Below are 1,042 nucleotides of genomic sequence, written 5' to 3'. Positions count from 1 at the left end.
TCAAAGTACATCCTCAATCGTGACATTAGATGAAATTCCTTGGGTTGAGTCTATGGAGCAAGAATTAAAATGGACTTTACCTAAGATCCAACCAGCACCACCACAGCGATCACACAATATTCTTCGAATTAAAAATCGCAATAATAAGGATAAGCCTGAAAAAACTGAAAAACGCGTGGGCGTGAATCGTGGTTTACGTAAATTAGGTGGTAAAAATAATAATCAGCAACAGAAGAAACGTAATAATTTTACAAATAAGCAGATGAAAGATGATTTTAATGATCATAATTCCGTTTCTCATCAATCAGAAGATCCTTTTAATAGTGTTAATCAGTCAATTATTAATGAGAATAGAAATCCATTTGCTTTTGATTCATTTGAAGCGAGTGTTTCTCGTCAAAATAAACAAAGAGTTAAGCAGTTATTTAATAGACGAGAAAAACCTTTGAAAGATGTTCAAAGTGACTTTAATGCGCCAAGAACAGAGAAGAAAAATGTGAAAATTGTTCATCGAAAAAAACGTACTTTTGATGTTGATGGGAATCAATAGTTCAATAAATTTACAGTTTTTATAATCTATAAAAAATCATTTAAAATCAAAAAGCTAATATGTTTATCATGATTAGCTTTTTTTATTGTAGAGAAAAAAAATATCATTAGTATTGCTTTTTTAGAAGATTCATATATAAGGCTGTTATAAATTTATAAAAGTGAGGTTTATATGAAAACTGATTTTGAAGATGATAATGATTTGATGGATGAAGATTCTGTTGAAGAAGAAGAGATTCCTGAGGTTAAAGTATCACAGTCACAAGCATGGCGTGATATTGAAGCTAAGCGTGAAGAACGCGCGCTTTTAAAACGATTAGAAAAAGAATATGACTTGGACGGTTTAGAAGATTGGGATGAGTAATGACTTGAAAAAGTCGGATTGATCCTCATGTTGAATAAACTATTCACTAAGTTTAAGGGAAAAAGTATGAGTAATACTGAAAAAGAGAAAGAGTTATCAGAAGCAACAGAAGAAGTGTTGGTTGAAGAG

1 protein-coding gene and 1 pseudogene are annotated in these 1,042 nt (G+C 31.1%); both read left to right on the top strand.

Going from position 1 to position 1,042, the window contains the following annotated elements; translation table 11 throughout:
• Positions 1–550 (top strand): annotated as a pseudogene (locus BZK14_RS08695) (helicase-related protein); the annotation flags it as partial.
• A 171-nt stretch (positions 551–721) separates the two neighbouring features.
• Positions 722–913, top strand: coding sequence for a hypothetical protein (locus tag BZK14_RS08690; protein WP_077926120.1), 192 nt, complete (start codon positions 722–724; stop codon positions 911–913).
• Positions 914–1,042: the final 129 nt, after the last annotated feature.

Origin of the sequence: Wohlfahrtiimonas larvae, assembly GCF_002006755.1 — a bacterium.
Taxonomy (GTDB): Bacteria; Pseudomonadota; Gammaproteobacteria; order Cardiobacteriales; family Wohlfahrtiimonadaceae; genus Wohlfahrtiimonas; species Wohlfahrtiimonas larvae.
The sequence above is the reverse complement of the archived record's forward strand: the minus strand, read 5'-3'. Positions and strand labels throughout refer to the sequence as shown.

Coding starts and splice junctions, on each gene's coding strand:
- BZK14_RS08690 (WP_077926120.1), top strand. CDS start 722: ATGAAAACTGATTTTGAAGATGATAATGATTTGATGGATGAAGATTCT.